Annotated in this window: 13 protein-coding genes and 1 pseudogene; 4 read left to right on the forward strand and 10 right to left on the reverse strand. The window is 62.6% G+C overall.

The window, feature by feature from the left end; translation table 11 throughout:
• Positions 1-174 precede the first annotated feature (174 nt).
• Positions 175-2,703 carry a PepSY domain-containing protein gene (locus ACGSLL_RS18990; RefSeq protein ID WP_394507576.1) on the forward strand — a complete coding sequence of 843 codons (2,529 nt, stop codon included), beginning with the start codon at positions 175-177 and terminating at the stop codon, positions 2,701-2,703.
• 128 nt (positions 2,704-2,831) lie between these two features.
• On the opposite strand, the gene ACGSLL_RS18995 is transcribed toward ACGSLL_RS18990, so the two are convergent.
• From ACGSLL_RS18995 to ptsP, 4 genes are all read right to left on the reverse strand, one after another.
• On the reverse strand, positions 2,832-4,373 hold the full coding sequence (locus tag ACGSLL_RS18995; RefSeq protein WP_394507520.1) for an alkaline phosphatase D family protein: 1,542 nt from the start codon (positions 4,371-4,373) through the stop codon (positions 2,832-2,834).
• 172 nt (positions 4,374-4,545) lie between these two features.
• Entirely contained in the window at positions 4,546-6,279 is a 1,734-nt protein-coding gene (locus tag ACGSLL_RS19000) for a PTS fructose-like transporter subunit IIB (protein ID WP_394507521.1), read from the reverse strand.
• An 11-nt stretch (positions 6,280-6,290) separates the two neighbouring features.
• Positions 6,291-7,232 carry a 1-phosphofructokinase gene (pfkB, locus tag ACGSLL_RS19005; RefSeq protein ID WP_394507522.1) on the reverse strand — a complete coding sequence of 314 codons (942 nt, stop codon included), beginning with the start codon at positions 7,230-7,232 and terminating at the stop codon, positions 6,291-6,293.
• Positions 7,232-10,093, reverse strand: a complete 2,862-nt coding sequence (gene ptsP, locus ACGSLL_RS19010; protein ID WP_394507523.1) for a phosphoenolpyruvate--protein phosphotransferase — start codon at positions 10,091-10,093, stop codon at positions 7,232-7,234. Before ptsP ends, pfkB begins: the two co-directional genes overlap by 1 nt.
• 303 nt (positions 10,094-10,396) lie before the next feature.
• Between ptsP and cra the strand changes: the two genes are divergently transcribed.
• Positions 10,397-11,392 (forward strand): catabolite repressor/activator, encoded by a 996-nt coding sequence (cra, locus tag ACGSLL_RS19015; RefSeq protein ID WP_394507524.1) that lies wholly within the window; start codon positions 10,397-10,399, stop codon positions 11,390-11,392.
• 3 nt (positions 11,393-11,395) lie between these two features.
• Complete coding sequence (locus ACGSLL_RS19020; RefSeq protein WP_394507525.1) at positions 11,396-12,172, forward strand: TatD family hydrolase; 777 nt, start codon at positions 11,396-11,398, stop codon at positions 12,170-12,172.
• Between the two features lie 124 nt (positions 12,173-12,296).
• On the opposite strand, the gene ACGSLL_RS19025 is transcribed toward ACGSLL_RS19020, so the two are convergent.
• The 5 genes and pseudogenes from ACGSLL_RS19025 to ACGSLL_RS19045 all read right to left on the reverse strand — a co-directional run bounded on the left by ACGSLL_RS19025 (position 12,297) and on the right by ACGSLL_RS19045 (position 18,133).
• Positions 12,297-13,226, reverse strand: a complete 930-nt coding sequence (locus ACGSLL_RS19025; protein WP_394507577.1) for a methyl-accepting chemotaxis protein — start codon at positions 13,224-13,226, stop codon at positions 12,297-12,299.
• Positions 13,203-14,294: pseudogene (locus ACGSLL_RS19030) on the reverse strand (methyl-accepting chemotaxis protein); the annotation flags it as partial. The pseudogene ACGSLL_RS19030 and the gene ACGSLL_RS19025, both read right to left, overlap by 24 nt.
• A gap of 197 nt (positions 14,295-14,491) precedes the next feature.
• Positions 14,492-15,331, reverse strand: a complete 840-nt coding sequence (gene ampE / locus ACGSLL_RS19035; protein ID WP_394507526.1) for a regulatory signaling modulator protein AmpE — start codon at positions 15,329-15,331, stop codon at positions 14,492-14,494.
• The gene (gene ampD, locus ACGSLL_RS19040) at positions 15,328-15,888 is read right to left on the reverse strand and encodes a 1,6-anhydro-N-acetylmuramyl-L-alanine amidase AmpD (RefSeq protein WP_394507578.1); all 561 of its coding nucleotides are present in this window, start codon (positions 15,886-15,888) and stop codon (positions 15,328-15,330) included. The genes ampE and ampD overlap by 4 nt, the downstream gene beginning before the upstream one ends.
• Before the next feature lie 64 nt (positions 15,889-15,952).
• On the reverse strand, positions 15,953-18,133 hold the full coding sequence (locus ACGSLL_RS19045; RefSeq protein ID WP_394507527.1) for a DUF1631 domain-containing protein: 2,181 nt from the start codon (positions 18,131-18,133) through the stop codon (positions 15,953-15,955).
• A gap of 373 nt (positions 18,134-18,506) precedes the next feature.
• Here ACGSLL_RS19045 and nadC point away from each other — a divergent pair, with 373 nt between their 5' ends.
• Entirely contained in the window at positions 18,507-19,355 is an 849-nt protein-coding gene (gene nadC, locus ACGSLL_RS19050; RefSeq protein ID WP_093104768.1) for a carboxylating nicotinate-nucleotide diphosphorylase, read from the forward strand.
• 109 nt (positions 19,356-19,464) lie between these two features.
• On the opposite strand, the gene ACGSLL_RS19055 is transcribed toward nadC, so the two are convergent.
• Positions 19,465-19,764 carry a DUF6388 family protein gene (locus ACGSLL_RS19055; RefSeq protein WP_394507528.1) on the reverse strand — a complete coding sequence of 100 codons (300 nt, stop codon included), beginning with the start codon at positions 19,762-19,764 and terminating at the stop codon, positions 19,465-19,467.
• Between the last annotated feature and the right edge of the window lie 130 nt (positions 19,765-19,894).

Here is a 19,894-nt window from a genome sequence, read left to right on the forward strand (position 1 = left end):
CGTCACTGACCCACCGCATTCGCGAGCGGGCTCGCTCCCACATGAGATATGCCGCAAGGCCTGGCCCCGTTCATTCAATTGAACGGGGCTTTTGCGTGTTACGAAAAACGCTTCACGACAACCCACGGCATAATGCGCGCCGTGATGACAACTTTCGAACGGACGGCGAGTGACGTGTTGAAGAAAACCCTGTTCCAGTTGCACTGGTTTTTTGGCATCACCGCGGGGCTGGTGCTGGCCCTGATGGGCATCACCGGGGCGGCCTATTCGTTTCAGGACGAGATCCTGCGGGCGCTGAATCCGTCCGTCCTGCAAGTGGAAAAACAGGTCGCCGGGGTGCTGCCGCCGGTCGAACTGGTGGAGCGCATCGAAGGCGCGTCCGGCAAGAAAGTCGCCATGCTCTGGGTCGAAACCGACAGTGGCAACGCGGCGCGGGTGTACTTCACGCCGCCCAAAGGCGAACGTCGCGGCGAGATGCGCTACTTCGACCCCTACACCGCCGAGTTCAAGGGTGATGCCGTCGGCCAGGATTTCTTCGGCCTGATGCTGCAACTGCACCGTTTCCTCGCGATGGGCGATACCGGGCGCAACATCACCGGCGCCTGCACCTTGATGCTGCTGTTTTTCTGCCTGTCCGGTTTGTACCTGCGCTGGCCACGGCAGTGGAACAGCTGGCGCGTGTGGCTGACCCTGGACTGGAAGAAAAAGGGTCGAGCGTTCAACTGGGATCTGCACTCGGTGGCGGGCACCTGGTGTTTGTTGGTGTACCTGCTGCTGGCGCTGACCGGGTTGTCGTGGTCCTACGAGTGGTACAACAAAGGCCTGACCCGCCTGCTGTCCGATGCGCCGCAAAACGAGCGTGTGCGCGGTGGCCGTGGCCCGGCACCCGAAGGCCCGGCACCGACCGCCGACTACGCAGCGATGTGGAGCAGCATTTACAGCGCCGCCGGCCCGGGCTTGTCCGCCTACAACATACGCATGCCGCCCGTGGCCGGCCAACCGGCGACGGTGTTCTACCTGCTCGACAGCTCGCCGCATGACCGTGCGCTGAACCAGATCACCCTCGACCCGGCCACCGGCCTGGTCAAACGCGTCGACCGCTACGCCGATAAAAGCTTCAAGGCGCAACTGCTGACCAGCATTTATGCGCTGCATGTCGGCAGCTATTTCGGCCTCGTCGGGCGCATCATCGTGACCGTTGCGGCGGTGTGCATGCCGCTGTTCTTTATCACGGGATGGCTGCTGTACCTCGACCGCCGACGCAAGAAAAAGCAGATCAAGGACGCGCGCAAAGGGCTAGAACAACCGGCCGGCGATGCCTCGGCGTGGCTGGTCGGCTTCGCCAGCCAGAGCGGTTTCGCCGAGCAACTGGCCTGGCAGACCGCCGGCCAATTGCAAGCTGCCGGACTGCCGGTCAACGTGCAGCCGCTGGCCAACGTCAGCGAGCAGGATCTCCGCGCGTCGAGCAATGCGCTGTTCGTCGTCAGTACCTTCGGCGACGGCGAAGCCCCGGACAACGCACGCGGTTTCGAGCGCAAAGTGCTGAGCCAGGCGGCGACCCTCGACAGCCTGAACTACGCGGTGCTGGGCCTCGGCGACCGCCAGTACGCACACTTCTGCGGCTTCGCCAAACGCCTGCACCAATGGCTGAGCGAGCACGGCGGCAAGACCTTGTTCGCGCCGGTAGAAGTCGACAGCGGCGACCCCTACGCCCTGCGTCACTGGCAAACCCAACTCGGCCAGCTCACCGGGCAGGCGCCCACCGAAACCTGGCAGGCGCCGAGCTACGCCAACTGGACGCTGCTGCGGCGTGAACTGATGAACCCCGACAGCAGCGGCGCGCCGGTCTATCTGCTCGGTCTCAAAGCCCCCGATACCAGCAGTTGGCTGGCCGGCGATCTGGTCGAAGTGCTGCCGCGCAACTGCCCGTGGGCGATTGAACATTTCCTCGACGGCCTCGGCATTCGTGGCGAAACCACGGTGAAAATCAACGGCCTCAGCGAGCCGCTGGAAGTGGCACTGGCCTCGCGCCAATTGCCGGAACACCGCGCGCATCTGGTCGGCCTGCATGCGCAATCGCTGGTCGACGCCATGGTGCCGCTGGCCATGCGCGAATACTCGATCGCCTCGATTGCCGCCGACGGCGTGCTGGAACTCATCGTGCGTCAGGAACAGCACGCCGACGGCACGCTCGGCATCGGTTCCGGCTGGCTGACCGAACACGCGCCAGTGGGCGGCAGCATCAGCCTGCGCGTGCGCCGCAACAGCGGTTTCCATTTGCCCAACGAGCCCGTGCCGATGATCCTGCTGGGCAACGGCACCGGTCTGGCCGGCTTGCGCAGTTTGCTCAAGGCACGGATTGCCGACGGCCAACAACGCCAGTGGCTGCTGTTTGGTGAGCGCAATCGTGAGCACGATTTCCTCTGCCGCGCCGAGCTGGAAGAGTGGCTGATCAACGGTGATCTGGCGCGCCTGGACCTGGCGTTTTCCCGCGATCAGGCCGAGAAGGTTTATGTGCAGGATCGCTTGCGTGAGTCGGCTGAAGAATTGAAGAAATGGTTGGCGGAGGGTGCGGTGATTTATGTCTGCGGCAGCCTTCAGGGGATGGCCTCAGGCGTGGATCAGGTGCTCACCGATATCCTCGGCAGCGCCGAAGTCGAACGCCTGATCGAACAGGGCCGCTACCGCCGGGATGTTTACTGATCCAACTCATATCCCTGTGGGAGCGAGCCTGCTCGCGAAGGCGTCGTGTCAGTCAGTACATTTATCAACTGACCCACCGCTTTCGCGAGCAGGCTCGCTCCCACAGGGGAATTGCAGTGTCGGTGAATTCACACCGGCTGCAACTTCTGCTCAAACACCGCCACCCCATCCAGATCCCGCAACACCACACTCATCTCGCCGCTCTGCCCTTCAATATTCACCTCGCCAAAAAACTGAAACCCGGCAAACGGCGAGGTGTTCTGCGCGGCAGGGGCTTTCTCGAAGACCACTTGCGGTCCAAATGTTTTATCCAGCGGATTGGGCCCAAAACTCCCGGCATTCAACGGCCCCGCGACAAATTCCCAGAACGGTTCGAAATCCTGAAACGCCGCCCGGTCCGGGTGATAGTGATGCGCGGCGCAGTAATGCACATCCGCCGTTAAAAACAGGAAATTGCGCACCTGCTGTGCGCGCAGGAAGCCGAGTAGCTCGGCGATCTCCAGCTCTCGCCCTTGCGCCGGGCCAGGGTCGCCGTTGGCCACGGCTTCCCAGCGCGCAACACCCGGGCTGACCTCGCCGTCCGGCACACCGAGCCCGATGGGCATGTCGGCAGCGATGACTTTCCACTGCGCCTTCGAATTCTTCAGTTCGCGCTTGAGCCAGTCGAGTTGCTCACGTCCGAGGAACGGTTTCGCCGCGCCGAGGTTGTCGTCGTTGGCCTCGCGGTAACTGCGCATATCCAGCACAAACACGTCGAGCATCGGCCCATAGCTCAGCTTGCGATAAATCCGCCCGCCGCCATCGGCGGCCTGCAAGCGCATCGGCGCATATTCCAGCCACGCCTGCCGCGCGCGCCCGACCAGGGTGTGGATATTTTTTTCCTGATAGCGCTCATCGAGTTGTTTGCCTGGCGACCAGTTGTTGACCACTTCGTGGTCGTCCCACTGCCAGATCTGCGGCACTTCGGCATTGAAGCGGCGGATGTTTTCGTCCATCAGGTTGTAGCGGTAGTTGCCGCGATAGTCGTCGAGGGTCTGCGCGACTTTGCTCTTGGCTTCAGTGGTGAGGTTGCGCCAGATGCGGCCGTTTTCGGTGGTCAGTTGCGCCGGCACCGGGCCGTCGGCGTAGATGGTGTCGCCGCTGTGGATAAAGAAGTCCGGCAGGCGCAGGCGCATGGCTTCGTAGATGCGCATGCCGCCAATGTCCGGGTTGATGCCGAAACCCTGGCCGACGGTGTCGCCGCTCCAGACAAAACGGATATCGCGTTTGGCCGTGGGGACGCTGCGCAGGTGGCCGAACCATGGTTCGCTGGCAACGCCAGTCTGGGCATCCTCGAAGTACACGCGATAGAAAATCGCCTGATCGGCGGGCAGCCCGGTCAGCTCGACACGGGCGGTGAAATCGCTGCGGGCATCGGCCAGTGGCGAGACGAATTTGCGCGGATTGCCGAACAGGCTGCGGGTGTCCCACTCGACCACCATGCGTGCCGGACGGTCGCTGCGGCTCCAGATCATCGCGCGGTCACCGAGCAGGTCGCCCGATTGCACGCCATCGGTGAGTTGCGGACGATCCTTGACCGAAGCAATCACCGCCGGCGCGAGCCCCGGCAGCAACAGCCCGGCGCCGACCGCTTGCATGACACGACGCCGGCCGAGATTGAAATCGCTCACGGTGTTCTCCCTGCAAAAGGGAAAACTTAAGCATGGGTTCATGAACCCGCCATGACAACACAGGTCCCGGTGGGAGCGAGCCTGCTCGCGAAGGCGTCCTGTCAGCTACAACCTCGTCATCTGACACTCCGCTTTCGCGAGCAGGCTCGCTCCCACAGGTTTTTCGTGTCAGCTAAGCCTTGGCCGGCTCCAGCGCCAGCTCAACCACCTCAGGCCGCTTGAGTAACGCATACACCACCGCCGTCACCAGACTCCCGGCGACAATCGCCAGCAGATACAGCAGCGCATGATTGATCGCATTCGGGATCGCCAGCACGAACAAGCCACCGTGCGGCGCCATCAACTTGCAGCCGAAATACATCGACAGCGCGCCGGTCAGAGCACCGCCGGCGATGGCCGCCGGAATCACCCGCAACGGGTCTTTCGCGGCAAACGGAATCGCCCCTTCGGAGATAAAGCACAGGCCCAGCACGAAGGCCGCTTTGCCCGCCTCGCGTTCGCTCTGCGCGAACTTGCGCCGGGCAATGAAGGTGGCGATGCCCAGACCGATCGGCGGCACCATGCCGGCGGCCATGGTCGCGGCCATCGGGGCGTAACTCTGCGAGGCCAGCAGCCCCACCGAAAACGCATACGCGGCTTTGTTGATCGGCCCGCCGAGGTCGACGCACATCATTGCGCCGAGCAGCACACCGAGCAGAATCGCGTTGGTGGTGCCCATGCTGTCGAGGAACTGCGTCAGTGCCGCGAGCATGCCGGCGACCGGTTTGCCGACCACGTAAATCATTACCAGGCCGGTGATCAGGCTGGCGAACAACGGAATGATCAGGATCGGTTTCAGCGCCTCCAGACTCTGCGGCAGCGCGACATAACGGCTGATCGCTTTCGCCGCATAACCGGCAATGAAACCGGCAATGATCCCGCCGATAAACCCGGCGCCCAACGTGCCCGCCAGCAAACCACCGATCATCCCCGGCGCCAAGCCCGGGCGGTCGGCGATCGAGTAGGCGATGTAGCCGGCCAGCAGCGGCACCATCAATTTGAACGCGGTCTCGCCGCCGATTTGCATCAGCGCCGCCGCCAGCGTGCCTTCTTCCTTGAACGCGGTAATGCCGAAGACAAACGACAACGCGATCAGCAAACCGCCGGCCACGACCATCGGCAGCATGTACGAGACACCGGTCAGCAAGTGTTTATAGACGCCGGTTTTCTCCGACTTGGCCGGGACGTTGCCCTCGCCCGCCGCGCTTTCGACGACCCCTTCGGTCAAGGCTTTTTTCAGAGTGGCTTCGGACTGCTTCAAGGCGATGCCGGTGCCGCAGCGATAGATCTTCTTGCCAGCGAAACGCTCGGTGGCGACTTCGATGTCCGCCGCCAGCAGCACCACATCGGCATCGGCAATCGCCGCTGGGCTCAGCGGGGTTTTCGCGCCCACCGAGCCCTGGGTTTCGACCTGCAATTCGTAGCCCAGGCGCTTGGCGGTCTGCTGCAACGCTTCGGCCGCCATGAAGGTGTGGGCGACGCCGGTCGGGCACGCGGTGATCGCCACAATGCGCGGTGCACGCGACGTTTCTGCCGCCGGCTCTGCTTCGCTGGCAACGTAGACCTCAGCCTCTTCGGCACCACGGCGCAGCACCGCTTCGACATCCTGCAACGCCTGCGCCGGGGCGATCTGGAACACCCGCTTACCGACGAAACGGTTCATGTCGACCGGGCCGGTAGTGACCAGCAAGACCCACTCCGCCGCTGCGATGGTCGCCGCCGACAACTCGCGCTCCGGGTGCGCCGGATCGACCACTTCGACGCTGGTGCTCCAGCCCTGACGTTGCGCTGCGGCATCGAGCAATCGTGCGCACAGCACACTGGTGACCATGCCGTTCGGGCAAGCCGTAACAATGGCTAACTTCATCACAAACCCTCTTATTGTTCTGTCAGGGGGCGCACGCGCACGCCCTGTTCGAGCTGCGCCAGCTGCGCGGCGTCGTTGATGCCGAAACCGATCTGGGTCACCGCCATCGCGGCAATCGCCGTGGCCGTGCGCAGGGTTTGTTCGGGCGTATCGGCGCTGAGCAAACCGTGCAGCATGCCGGCCAGCAACGAATCACCGGCACCGACCGTGCTGGCAACGCTGACCCTCGGCGGCGTCGCGTGCAGCGCCGAGCCAACGCTGAACCAGTTCACGCCGTCCGCGCCGTGGGAGATCACCACATGCTCGATACCTTGCGCATGCAACTGTGCCGCGGCTTGCGCTTCGGCGAGCGGGGAAACCACTTCACAGCCGAGCGCATGGGCCAGTTCTTCGGTGTTCGGCTTGATCAGCCAAGGCCCGGCTTGCAGCGCCGCGCGCAAGGCTTCGCCGCTGGAGTCGAGGGCGACTTTCAGGCCGAGCGCATTGAGCTTTTCGATCAGCTCACGCAGCCACTGCGCCGTGACTCCGCGCGGCAAACTGCCGGCGACCACCACCGCGTCATGCCCCGGTGCGATTTGCAGCAGACGGTCGAGCAACGCTTGCTGCGCCGCTGCATCGACCACCGGCCCGGGACCGTTGATGTCAGTGATGCGGCCATCCTGTTCGGCGACCTTGATGTTGCTGCGCGTCTCGCCCGGCACGCGGATGAACGCGTCGACAAAGCCGCGTTTGGCGAACAGGGTTTCGAACGCTTGCAGGTTGTCCTCGCCGAGAAAACCGCTGACCGTCAATTGATGGCCCAGATCAGCGAGCACCTGTGCGACGTTCACGCCTTTGCCGGCGGCGTGGGTGTGCATTTCGTCGCTGCGATTGACCTGACCGGCCTCCAGCTGCGGCAACTCGACGGTGAGGTCGAGCGCCGGGTTGAGGGTCAGGGTAAGAATCCTGGCCATTACAGGGCCTCCACTAATGTACGCACTTCGTTGGCGCTGCCCACGGCCAAGGCCTGTTGAGCAAGGGTTTGCGCCTGGGTCAGGCTGAGTTCGCGGATGCGCGCCTTGACTTCGGCAATGCTGCGGCCGGACACGCTCAGTTCGTCGACACCGAGGCCGACCAGCACCGGCACCGCCAGCGGATCGGCCGCCAGTTCGCCGCAGACGCCGACCCATTTGCCATGGGCATGGGCTGCGCGCACGGTAATGTCGATCAGTTGCAGCACCGCCGGGTGCAAGCCGTCCGCCTGCGCCGACAGGGTCGGGTGACCACGGTCGATGGCCAAGGTGTATTGCGTGAGGTCGTTGGTGCCGACGCTGAAGAAGTCGACTTCCTTGGCCAGCACCGGCGCGAGCAACGCGGCGGACGGCACTTCGATCATGATCCCCAGTTGCAGATCTGCAACCGGGATTTCCTTACGCAGGCGTTCGGTCATGTCGCGGGCCTGGCGCCATTCTTCGACGCTGCCGACCATCGGGAACATGATCCGCAGCGGCCGGTTGTCGGCCGAGCGCAGCAAAGCGCGCAGTTGCGCTTCCATGATCTGCGGACGCTGCAAGGTCAGGCGAATGCCGCGCACGCCGAGGAACGGATTCTCCTCTTTGGCGATCGGCCAATATGGCAGCGGTTTGTCGCCGCCGACATCCAGCGTGCGCACCACCAGCGGGCGCCCGGCGAGGCCGTCGAGGACGCGGCGGTATTCGGCTTCTTGCGTGGCCTCGTCCGGCGCTTGCGGGTGGGCCATGAAAATCAGTTCGGTGCGCAACAGGCCAATGCCTTCGGCGCCCTGCTCCACCGCGCTGGTCACACCGGCGCTTTCGCCAATGTTGGCGAACACTTCAACGGCGTGACCGTCGGTGGTGTGTGCCGGTTGATGGCGTTGTTCGGCAGCGATCTTCAGGCGTTGCTCGCGGGTGTCGCGTTCTTCAGCGGCACGTTTGAGGGTCGCAGCATCGGCGTCGACATGCAGGCGCCCGCGCTGACCGTCGAGCAGTAACGGCGTGCCCGGCTCCAGCAGCAACACCGCGGCACCTGCGCCAACCAATGCCGGAATGCCGAGGGCGCGGGCAACGATTGCGCTGTGTGCGGTGGCGCCGCCGCGAGCGGTGAGAATCCCGGCGACGCGCACCGGGTCCAGACGTGCGACGTCGGACGGGCCGACTTCGTCCATCACCAGAATGTACGGCTGCTCAGGCTCGCTCGCGGTCTGCACGCCACACAACTGCGCCAGCACACGGCGACCGATGTCACGCAGATCCGCCGCACGCTCGGCGAGCAAGGCGTCCTGCAACGCTTCCTGCTGTTTCGCCGCGGCTTCGATCACCGCCATCCACGCCGCTTCGGCGCTCTCGCCTTGCTTGAGGCGGGTGTCGACTTCGTCGGTGAGATCCGGGTCGTCGAGCATTTCCTGGTGGGTGATGAAAATCTCGCGAATGGCTTTGGCCTTGCTGCGTTCGATCAGACCCTGAATGTCTGTGCGCACGTCGCTCAGCGCTTGCGTCAGGCGCTCACGCTCGATCGCGGCGGACTCGCCGCGCAACGGGTAATCAATGTGCTGCTGAACCTGAACATGCGCCGGGCCGATGGCAATGCCCGGTGCTGCCGGGATCGCTTGCAGCAGGCTGCCTGAGGCCGGGGCGACCAGCACCTCGGCGATGTCGGCCATCACTTCACGCGGCTGACTGACGGCGGGCAGCGGCTCTACTTCTTCGCCGAGGCCTTCTTCGATAGCAGCGAGCAGCGCCGGCAGGGCATCGGCAGCGATGCTCGGCTCGGCGATCAGCTCCAGCACCTGACCACGCCGGGCGCCGAGGCTGAGCAGTTTGCTCAAGCTCTTCACCGACACGGCGCTGTCCTGGCTGTCGACGATGCGCACGCGAATCTCGCCGTCAAAACTCTTCGCCAGTTGCGCGAGGATTTTTGCCGGCCGCGCATGCAGACCGTGGGCGTTGGCCAGCGCAATGCGCGCGCTCGGCCAGTCGGCAGGCAACTCACCGCCGAGCACTTCGAGGACTTTGCGGCTGCTGGTGGCACGGCCCAATTCATGACCGCGACCTTCGATCAGCAACGCACACAAGCGCTCAAGCAACGCCTGATGCGCTTCGCCGAGGCTGGCCAGACAGAACAGGCCGCTGAGCGGCTGGCCGAGGTAGCGCATCGGTTTGTCCGGGGTGACGAACGCCAGGCCCGGGCGCTTCACGGTCTGTTCGCTGTGCAGCCACCACAGGCCATCGCCGAGCGGCAGCGCTTCGACCTGCTGCAACACGCCGGCAAAACCATTGCTGACGCAATCTGCCTGACGCAGCAGACGCGCGCCACGCCAGACCAGTTCTTCGAAATCGTCGGCAGAAACGCCGAGGCCGATCATCTGCGCATCCAGCGCCAGTTCCTGCGGCGCGCCTTGCAGCAACTTCAGCAGCGCTTGCGGCGAACTGGCGCGGCGCAGGGCCTGGCCCAGATCGGTTTCGCCGAGAGCGCGGGTGAGCAGTTGCAACAGGCGCAGGTGTTCGTCGGATTTGGCCGCGATGCCGATCGCCAGATAGACGATCTGCCCATCGCCCCAATCGACGCCCTCGGGAAACTGCATCAGGCGCACGCCAGTGGCGAACACCTGATCGCGGGTTTCCGGGGTGCCGTGGGGGATGGCAATACCTTGACCGAGAAAGGTCGAGCCCTGGGCTTCCCGGGCCTGCAAGCCGGCGAGATAGCCATCGGCGACCAGGCCATCGGCAACCAGATGATCGGCCAAAAGTTGCAGGGCGGCGGGTTTATCCACGGCCACTTGGCCCATGGATATCTGCTCTATAGTGAGCTCGAGCATGCAATCTCCTTTTTGGCCCGATACAGGCCAGGTATTGTTTTGATGGTCACAGCTTAGGCGCTCGACCGCGCTTTTTGAGCGGCCGTTTTGGCGGTTTTACGGCAGAACCGCGCAAAGGCGTCTAAAACGTAGAAAATACGCTTGCTGAAACGTTTAATCTAGATTGATCGGCACGTTACTCGATAATGTCTCATCGTTGAAGTCCAACTTGTCGGAAGTGGGTAGGCCATAAGTCGTCTGCCCGAATCGGGTAGGATTGGCGAAAATGTCGAGGCAAGCTCGAAAAAACAAGGAAATCCCGGGTTGAAACTCAGTGATATCGCGCGGTTGGCCGGCGTGTCCGTGACCACCGCCAGCTACGTCATCAACGGCAAGGCCGAACAGCAACGCATCAGCACAGCGACCGTCGAGCGCGTGCGCGCGGTGGTGGACTTGCACGGCTTTACCCCAAACCCGCAAGCGGCCGGCCTGCGCAGCCGGCATACGCGCACGCTGGGTTTTATTCTGCCGGATCTGGAAAACCCCAGTTACGCGCGAATCGCCAAGCTGCTGGAGCAAGGCGCGCGGGCTCGCGGTTATCAATTGCTGATCGCCAGCTCCGACGATGCACCTGAGAGCGAACGGCAGTTGCTGCAACTGTTCCGCGCGCGGCGCTGCGACGCGCTGATCGTCGCCAGTTGCCTGCCGGCCAGCGATGACAGCTATCGGCAGTTGCAGGCCAAAGGGCTGCCGATCATCGCCATCGACCGGGTCATGGAGCCGGAGCATTTCTGCTCGGTGATCAGTGACGACCGCGAAGCCAGCCTGCACCTGACCCAGAGCCTGCTCGACCCGCAGCCGAAGCAGATCGTGCTGCTCGGCGCGCGCCCGGAACTGAGCATCAGCCAGGAGCGTGCCGCCGGTTTCCGGCAGGCACTGAGCGACTTCCAAGGCGAAGTGCTGGTCGAGCACGCCGAGGCCTTCAGCCGTGAATGCGGCCAGCAACTGATGGAAGAACTCCTGCAGCGTCTGGGGCATTTGCCCGACGCGCTGATCACCACGTCCTACGTTTTGCTGCAGGGTGTATTCGATGCGCTGCACGACTTCCCGCTGAAATCGCGGCCGCTGCGTCTCGGCACCTTCGGCGACACGCAGCTGCTGGACTTCCTGCCGCTGCCGGTCAATGCCATGGCCCAGCAGCACCAGTTGATTGCCGACAAGGCGCTGGAACTGGCGCTCGCCGCCGTCGAACAATCGGAGTACGCCCCCGGCGTGCAAGCCATCGCGCGTACGTTCAAGCAGCGTATTCACCGGGACTGAACCGTGGAGCTGATCGACAGCCACACCCACCTGGATTTCCCCGACTTCGACGCCGATCGCTCGGCGTTGCTGGCCGAAAGCCGCGCCCTCGGTGTGCGGCGAATGGTGGTGCTCGGCGTGCATAGCGGTAACTGGCAACGGGTGTGGGATCTGGTGCAGAGCGATGCGGATCTATACGCGGCGTTTGGTCTGCACCCGGTGTTTCTCGATCAGCACCAGCCCGCAGACCTGCAGACACTGGGCGACTGGCTGACGCGCCTGCACGGTCATCGGCAGCTGTGCGCGGTGGGCGAAATCGGTCTGGACTACTTCATCGAAACCCTCGACCGCGAGCGGCAGCAGACGCTGTTCGAGGCGCAACTGCAATTGGCCGCAGACTTCCAACTGCCAGCGCTGATCCATGTGCGCCGCAGCCACGCGGCGGTGATCGCAACACTCAAACGTTTCAAGCTCAAACGCGCCGGGATCATCCACGCCTTCGCCGGCAGCCGCGAAGAAGCGCGCGAGTACCTCAAGCTCGGTTTCAAACTCGGCCTTGGCGGCGCGCCGACCTGGCCGCAGGCATTGCGCATGCACCGCGTGCTGCCGCAGTTGCCGCTGGAGTCGGTGGTGCTGGAAACCGACTCACCGGACATGGCACCCGCGATGTATCCCGGCCAGCGCAACAGCCCGGCGCACTTGCCGGCGATTTGTGCGGCGCTGGCTGAATTGATGCACGTCGCACCTGAACAACTGGCTGCCGCCAGCACCGCCAACTGCTGCGAAGTGTTCGACTGGTAACACCGCAGTCCCCTGTGGGAGCGAGCCTGCTCGCGAAAGCAATCTGTCAGTGACATCGACAGTGCCCGACCCGCCGCCTTCGCGAGCAGGCTCGCTCCCACATTTTTGATCCGATGCCGGCCTTTCAGACACGAAACGCGCTGATCAGCTGTTTAAGCTCCACCACCTGCGCCGACAGCGCGCGGCTGGCATCTTCGGTCTGGTGCGCGCCCTGCGCCGTGCGCTCGCCGGCGCGGTTGATTTCGACGATGTTCTGGTCGATGTCGTGGGCCACGGCGGTCTGCTGTTCAACCGCAGCGGCGATCTGCTGGTTCTGATCGACGATCATGCCCACCGCGCCGAGAATATTTTCCAGCGCCTGCTGCACCTTGGCCGACTGGTCGACGGTGCCGTTGGCCATCTGATGGCTGATGCCCATGGCTTTCACCGCCGCGCCGACGCCGCCGTGCAGCTTGGCGATCATCTGTTCGATTTCTTCGGTCGATTGCTGGGTGCGCTTGGCCAGCGTGCGCACTTCGTCGGCGACCACGGCAAAACCGCGTCCCTGCTCGCCGGCACGCGCGGCTTCGATCGCCGCGTTGAGCGCCAGCAGGTTGGTTTGTTCGGCGATGCTCTTGATCACTTCGAGTACGCGGCTGATCGACTGGCTGTCGCTGGCCAACTGATTGATGACCATTACCGACTGGTCGATTTCGCTGGCCAGCGCGGCAATGCTGCCCTGCTGCGACTCGACCAGACCGCGGCCGCTGACGGTCTCTTCATTGACGCTGTGGGCGCTGCTTACAGCGGCGGCGGCACTGCGCGCGACCTCCAGCGAGGTGGCCGACATCTGGTTCATCGCCGTCGCCACTTGCTCGATCTGCGTGCGTTGCCCGGCAACCGCCTGATTGCTTTGCGCCGAGACGTTTTCCACTTGCCCGGCCTGACGTTCGACTTCAGCGACGGTCTGACCGACCCGCTCGATCAAGTCGTGAATCTTCTTCACGGTGCCGTTGAACACCTCGCCCAATTCGCCAAGTTCGTCGCGGCTGCTGGCCTTGAAGTTGACGGTCATGTCGCCGGCCGCGACGTTGTCCATCATCGCGCCGAGGCGTTTGAGCGTGGTGCGAGTCGAGGCGTAGAAGCCGCCGTAGAGATAGAAAATCAGCACAAACACCAGCGACAGCGCCACGGCTTGCAGGACCATGTGCGTGCGGTTTTCGCTCAGGCGTTGCTGTAATTGCCGGTCGAGAAATTTCAGCGTGGCGTCATTGAGCTGGTAGGTCTTGTCGATCAGCCCGGTGACCTGGTCGTAAAACGCCTGCCACGGTGCATCGAGAGTATCGGCCATCACCACCTGCTCTTCGAACAGTTCGCTGGCCTGTTTCAACGACGCCTTGCTGCTTTCGGCCGGGGCGTTGAGGGACTCATGCGCAGCGCTGCTGGACGCGAGGGCGTCCTGTAGTTTCAAGGCATATTCGGCCTGGAGCTTTTCGATCTGCACCAGCAGTTCATCGAAGCGGGTGCTCGACGCGCTGTTGAGAAACCCTTGGCCCAGCGAGTAGGCACCCATCGCCCGGCCTTCGCCGAGGGTTTGCGTGACGCTGGGCGTGACGAGCGTCACCAGTTCGCTGAGTTGACGAATGTCGCTCTGGTTGTCGCGGCTCAACCCGGCCTGGCTGCTGATGATCTGGCTGAAGATTTGCGCGCTAGTGAGCAGTTTGCCGATCAGCGCGCTTTTGCTTTGCAGCGAGTTTTCCGCCTGCTGGGCCTTGAACGCGGCAATCATTTCATCGCGTTTGCCATCGAAGAGCTTGATCTGCTCGGGGTCGTCGGTCATCGCCGCCAGCCCTTGCAGACGCGTCAGCACGGTTTGTTCGAGCGTGGTGATCTGCGCTTCGACATTCCCGGCTTTGCCGGACTGGCCGAGGGTGACATTGATCTGCACCAGGTTGTTCAGGGTTTCCAGATCGCGGCGCAGGGCCAGGCTATTGCCCAGCAGGTCGAGGCTTTGCAGCTCGACCCGGGTGCCCTGGAATTCGCGATAGGAATCGCGTACCAGATAGAAATTGGTCACCAGCATCGGCACCAGGAACAGCACGCTGATCAGGCTGAACTTCATGCCGAAGCTCAAGCGGTTCATCAGCGAGACGGCGGGATAGAGCAAGCTCTTCACTGGAAGTCTCCCTTGGTTTTTCTTGTTTTTATTGGCAGGCGCGCAGCGACAGCAGATAGCCACTATCGGGCGCTATCTCTGTATAGCTCAAATCGAAGGGAGTTTTTGTAACTTAAGGTTAACGGCAGCGCTGCCGAGGGCGTTGCGCCCTCGGCACGTCGGGATCAGTGCACCAGCACGGTCCACAAAGCGAATCCGGCATACCACAGCACGGCTGCGCGCAGCAGCAGTTCCCACAGGCAGTCGAGGGTGTTGATGCCTTCTGGTCCGACCGCCGGTGGCGGGATCTCTCCGGCCGCCAGGCCGACCCGGTTGATCAACTGCGCCGCGCTGATGTTCCAGTTGAGCAATTCGTGCAGCATCACCCGACTGACCGCGACGAAGTTGCCGACCAGCGCCAGACTCGCCGCCAGCAGACGTACCGGCAACCAATCAAACGCATGGCGCAGTTGCGCGGCGCGCTCGACCAGCGCAGGGTTCTGCCCATTTTCCTGAGCCAGCGCCAGCAAGCGATACGCGAGTGCCGCCACCGGCCCGAGAACGAAGTACCAGAAAATCACCGCGAAGAAACTCTGGTAGGCCTGCCACAACAAATGCGCCTGCACGCGCTCGAGCAACTGTTCGCCGCTGTCGGCGCAGATATTCAGATCGCGTTTGGCGACGTGGGCCGCCGCTTGCAGATCCTCGCGGCGCCAGGCATCGCGAAACGGTCCGAGACCGCCGAGCAGATCACCACGCCCCAGGCTGTAAATCACCACCAGCAAATGCACCGGCAAGGCCAGCAAGCCATACGCCACCGGCTCCAGCACCAGCAGTAACAGCGCCAGCAGCGCCACCGGCAGCAGCACCAGAATCGTCAGCACCAGCCACGGCTTGCCCGCCATGCGCGGGCTGCTTTCGAGCTTGTGCAGTTCGCGGACCCATCCGCCATCGCGCTGAACCCGATGGCGCAAGGCCGAAAACTTCTCGATCCACAGCGCCAGCAGTAACACCAGAAAACTCATTGTCCTTCCTCTTGTGCCAGGGCCGCGCGGTAACGCGCCCAGTCGAACCCCGGGCCAGGATCAGTCTTGCGCCCTGGGGCAATATCACTGTGACCGCAGATGCGTGCGTCGGTGATCGCCGGAAATGCCGCTTGCAACTGCCGGGTCAACGCAATCAACGCTTGATACTGCGCATCGGTGAACGGCTGGTCATCAGTGCCTTCGAGCTCGATGCCCACGGAAAAATCGTTGCAGGTTTCCCGCCCATCGAAGACCGAGACGCCCGCATGCCACGCCCGCTCCAGACAGGAGACAAACTGGGTGACCGTGCCGTCACGTTCAATCAGAAAATGCGCCGAGACGCGCAAATCGGCAATCCCTGCAAAATAGGGATGTTCGGTGACATCCAGGCGATTCTGGAAAAACTCCTGGACCTTGCCGGTAGCGAACTGCGCTGGCGGCAGGCTGATGTTGTGGATGACCAGCAAGGAGATTTCGCCGCTCGGGCGTTCATTGAAGTTGGGCGATGGACAGACCTGCACCCCGTGACACCACCCGCTAGCGGGATCCAACTGCATACCGATTCCTTCAACGCCGACTGTGTTGGCGCCCAGTATGCCGTGATCGGCCACCGGCGCGCGATCACTTGCCGCGATTGAGTCGACGCAGATTGCCCAGCACCGACTCCAGCGCACGGTCAAACAGCAAAGTATTGTCCAGCGCACGTGCAACACCGCGACGCAACTCCAGGGCCAGCGCGGTCTTGCTACGCTCAAGCACTTTCATTCCGGTGCGATCGACGAAGACATATTTGCCAGTGGCGTCGATGATTGCCGCGAGTTTGCAGCGCAGCGTGTGCTCGTCGTCTTCGGTAAATACCACCCAACTGCCCACGCGCAATTGCTCGACCTGGCGCAGCCCGGGGTCATCATGGGGCAGGCGCACCGTTGGCAACGTGCTGTCGCCCTCGTCGGCAGCGGGCAGCACAATCTTTTGTGAGACTTCGATCATCGGCGCGGCCCGATCGGATTCGGCGGAACGCTCCAGCACGCTGACGTGCAGCGCTTCGAGCTCACTGAAAAACTCACTGGTGGCAAACGGATCGAATGCTGAGCTGTTCAAGCCATCACGCAACGACTTGAGCAACCCTGGCACCAGCGCCAGCAGGCGCAGGCTGGATTCGGCGTCTTCGTGGCGCTGCACGCTCCAGATCAGTTGTTCCATGGTCTGCACGTCGGCCTGCCATTCGGCGGACTGATCGCCATGTTTCAGGCAGGTCAGCAGCAGGACTTTGCTCCAGGCGTTCTCGACAAACGTGACCACCGATGGCGGCAGGGTTTTGCCCAGCAACGCCTGATTCAAAACCTGTTCGACCCGGCGCCGCGCCAGCTCGGTTCGGGCCCGGCCTTCTTCGGCATCGCGCAAACGCTGTTCCAGCAGTTCGCTGCGGCGGCGTTCGTCGCTGGTGAACGCGAGAAAGTCAGCCAGCAGCTCGGAAAAAATCGCCGGGTCATCGACGAAATCGGTGAGCAAGCGTTGCACCACTTGTTCGATGCGCAGATAAAGGCTGTCGCGCGCCTCGCCGTCGAAGTCGCCCCAGCCCATCGCCGCTTCGGCGATTTCGTTGAGCAGGCGCCGCGCCGGGTGCGTGCCGCGGCTGAAGAAACTCTTGTCGAGCACCGCTACCTTGAGCATCGGAATCTGCAAACGGGCGATCAGTGCCTTGAGCGAATCCGGCACATTGCGGTCTTCGAGAATGCAGTCGAAAACCATGGCGATGAGGTTGATCACGTCTTCGTCCGCATCGCCGACGATCCGCGATTTACCGCTCCTGACACTGACCCGGGTCAGCAATTGTTCGAGCTGATTGCGCAGATCGAAATCATCCTGAGTTGCCAGCGCCGGCACGTAGTGCTGCAAATGCGAGAGCAGACGCAGCAAGTCGCGGGTAGAGATCGGTTGCGCCGCAGCACTCGGCTCCAGAGTTGGCGCGACCGTGCCACGCACCTGCACGAGCAACTGCTGCAACGCAGCGAAGACTTGCTGCACATCGTCATCGGCGGGCGGCGACTCTTCATGCTCGTCGCGCTCGACATGGGCGGTCGCACGATCCAGCGCACGCCGCGCCGGCGCGGGTTTCAGTTCCGGCAGCACGCCGGTGGCGAGCAGCAGTTGATTGGCTTCGGCGTACAGTTGCTCGGTGTCGGCCAGGACATAGCGCTCGAACAGCTTGAGCAGTATCAGCTTGACCTTGATCTCCACGCCCAGATTACGTCCGGCCTGCAGGAAAAATTCGCAGAGCAGCGCCGGGCCGAGGGGGTTGTGCTGGTCGTCGAGGGTCTTGCCGAGCAACGCGTTGAGCCGCGCCGTCAACTGATCGAGGGCAAAGCCGTCACGCTTGAGCACGCGACGGACCATGGTTTCAATGGCCACGCTGCGCTCCATGTCGTCGGTGCGCGGCGCCGCCTCGTCGAACAGCAGCGTGCGCGGCAGAGCATTGTGAGTGGGGTCGTATTGGGTCAGGCCGACGAAGGCTTCGAAAAACTGCTCGAGAAAGCCGCGTTCGATGTGTTTGCGCTTGAGGCGCAGGTCACGCATCGCTTCGAAAAAGATGTTCTGCTCGACATCGTTGCGCGCCCGGTCGGCCATTTCGAACAAGGTGTCATCGGCGTTATCGAACAGTTCCTGCAAACCGTGGCGCAGTTGCTGCGCGGCCTTGTCGCGGACCTGAAGCAGAATTACCGGCAGGCGGGCGAGCGGCGAGTGATTCGCCTGATCGATAGCAACCTTGTGCAAAGGCACTACTTTTCCGTCGCTGTGCATCCAAGCCTCCTGAAACGGTGATTCGTTCGATCAAGCAACCCTCGATCCCCTGTGGGAGCGAGCCTGCTCGCGATAGCGGTGTGTCAGCCGCATCAATGTCACGGAAAAAGTGCATTAGCGAGCAGGCTCGCTCCCACAGGCTCGATCAGCACGTCAATGCTATGACGTCAAATGCAAGGCGGATTATCTTTCATAACGTGTCACACGCGCCATAGCCGTCAGGGTTTCCCCTAGCAACGCCCCTTCAATGACCACGCTATCGCCGGTTTGCTCAAAGAAAATCGACCGGCTGCAGGCTGGCACGTCTGTTCTCACCTTGGGTTGGCTCGCGCCCTGCCCCTATAATCGGGCCACTTTGTTTGTGGAGCCCGTTATGCCGAATCTACGTCTCGCCGATCTGACCGCCGAAATCGAAGCCAACGTGCGCCGTGCGTTGCTTGAAGACGTCGGCAGCGGCGACATCACCGCGCAACTGATTCCGGCCGAACGTCTGGCCAAAGCCACCATCATCACCCGTGACGATGCCGTCATCTGCGGAACGGCGTGGGTCGATGCGGTGTTCCGTCAGCTTGATCCGCGCGTTGCGGTGCATTGGCAAGTGATCGATGGCGAGCGGGTCAAACCCAATCAGCCGCTGTTCCATCTGGAAGGCCCGGCGCGTTCGCTGCTGACCGGTGAACGCAGCGCGCTGAATTTTCTCCAGTTGCTTTCCGGCGTGGCGACGCGCGCGCAGTACCTGGCCGATTTCGTCGGGCAAACCGAGGTCAAGCTGCTCGACACGCGCAAGACTTTGCCGGGCCTGCGTCTGGCGCAGAAATACGCCGTGACCTGTGGCGGCTGCCACAACCACCGCATCGGTCTGTACGACGCCTTTCTGATCAAGGAAAACCACATCGCTGCCAGCGGTGGCATCACCGAAGCCGTCGCCGCTGCACACAAGATCGCCCCGGGCAAACCGGTCGAGATCGAAGTGGAAAGTCTGCAGGAATTGAAAGAAGCACTGGACGCTGGCGCCGACATCATCATGCTCGATGAGCTGAGCCTGGACGACATGCGCGAAGCCGTGCGCCTGAACGGCGGCAAGGCCAAGCTGGAAGCCAGCGGCGGCATCAACGAGAGTACGCTGCTGCCGATCGCCGAAACCGGGGTGGATTACATCTCCATTGGTGCAATGACCAAGGATGTGAAAGCGGTGGACCTGTCGATGCGCCTCAGCCTTTAACAGCAGCTGCAGGTTTCAAGCTACAAGCCGCAAGCCAAAGCGCATCTGCTTTGACTTGCCGCCTGCAGCTTGAAGCTAGTAGCTAGTAGCTAGTAGCTAGTAGCTGCGGTTATACGACGAGATTGTTCATCTCGCAGTACTCATCCCATTCGACACCCAATACTTCAGCCGCCTCTTTGTGTAGCACTAGGCGTTGGGCCTCGAACTCCTCCGGCGAGCTGGTGTACTTGAGCGTCAACTCCCACGGCTGCAAACCCTGCGCCTCGGCTTCGTCTTCAAAGGCCCACTGAATCTGGTCTTTCTGATCATCGGGACTCAAGTCCTTGATCTCTTCCTTCAGATCGGGCACGTCCTGAAGATATTTTTCCAGCGCTTGTTCGTGACGCTGCTCTTGAGTTAATTCAGTCATGGCGTTCTCGTTGATCTGGGAATGGAGGGATGGATCTGGATCATCAAGGATCTCTCTGACGCGGACTGGCCGGCCTTCGGAACCATTCGGGATCATCTGAAAACTGCTAAGCGATGCTCATGCAGGCACC

This window comes from Pseudomonas retamae (assembly GCF_043496865.1).
Lineage (GTDB): Bacteria > Pseudomonadota > Gammaproteobacteria > Pseudomonadales > Pseudomonadaceae > Aquipseudomonas > Aquipseudomonas retamae.

Bases quoted from the DNA above. Each gene is read 5' to 3' on its own strand.
- ACGSLL_RS19000 (WP_394507521.1), bottom strand. From the start codon at position 6,279: ATGAAGTTAGCCATTGTTACGGCTTGCCCGAACGGCATGGTCACCAGT.
- pfkB (WP_394507522.1), bottom strand. From the start codon at position 7,232: ATGGCCAGGATTCTTACCCTGACCCTCAACCCGGCGCTCGACCTCACC.
- ptsP (WP_394507523.1), bottom strand. From the start codon at position 10,093: ATGCTCGAGCTCACTATAGAGCAGATATCCATGGGCCAAGTGGCCGTG.
- ACGSLL_RS19025 (WP_394507577.1), bottom strand. From the start codon at position 13,226: ATGACCGTCAACTTCAAGGCCAGCAGCCGCGACGAACTTGGCGAATTG.
- ampE (WP_394507526.1), bottom strand. From the start codon at position 15,331: ATGAGTTTTCTGGTGTTACTGCTGGCGCTGTGGATCGAGAAGTTTTCG.
- ampD (WP_394507578.1), bottom strand. From the start codon at position 15,888: ATGCAGTTGGATCCCGCTAGCGGGTGGTGTCACGGGGTGCAGGTCTGT.
- ACGSLL_RS19045 (WP_394507527.1), bottom strand. From the start codon at position 18,133: ATGCACAGCGACGGAAAAGTAGTGCCTTTGCACAAGGTTGCTATCGAT.
- nadC (WP_093104768.1), top strand. From the start codon at position 18,507: ATGCCGAATCTACGTCTCGCCGATCTGACCGCCGAAATCGAAGCCAAC.
- ACGSLL_RS19055 (WP_394507528.1), bottom strand. From the start codon at position 19,764: ATGACTGAATTAACTCAAGAGCAGCGTCACGAACAAGCGCTGGAAAAA.